This window comes from Pseudomonas spelaei (assembly GCF_009724245.1).
Lineage (GTDB): Bacteria > Pseudomonadota > Gammaproteobacteria > Pseudomonadales > Pseudomonadaceae > Aquipseudomonas > Aquipseudomonas spelaei.
Genome location: NZ_WNNK01000086.1, coordinates 1 through 447, shown reverse-complemented (window position 1 = coordinate 447; position 447 = coordinate 1). Strand labels below are relative to the sequence as shown.

1 pseudogene is annotated in these 447 nt (G+C 62.4%); it reads right to left on the bottom strand.

Annotated elements, in window-relative coordinates:
• Positions 1–447 (bottom strand): annotated as a pseudogene (locus GNF76_RS29435) (hypothetical protein); the annotation flags it as partial.

Genomic DNA, 447 nt, shown 5'->3' with positions numbered 1-447 from the left:
CCGCAGCTTGCGCAGTTCATCCACCGGGGCCGGTGGCAGGATGCCGTTGAGTTCCCCGTCCGCGGTCACCAGGTTGTTGGTGTAGGTGGCTTCGAAGTAATGACTGCCATCGGCATAGGTGCCCTCATATTCCATCCACATCCGTTGCAACCGCTGGATAAACGGCCAGCGGCTGAGGGTGGTGCGTTCCGTGCCGTTGAGGCGGGAGAGGTCCAGCACCGGGCTGTCACCAATGCCTTCGATGGTCGGGATCGGCAAGGTGGTCAGGGCCAGCAACCGCAGCGTAAGGATGTCGGATGGGGTTTCCCGTGTGCCACGGATCAGGAAGTACTGCACCGTGATGTCGCGGCCCACCGGATGAATATTGGCCCCGACCACGGCGGCCGGCACATCGAACTCCAGGGTCTGGTGGCTGTTGCCGTCCTTGGTCTCGCAATAAGTGCCGAC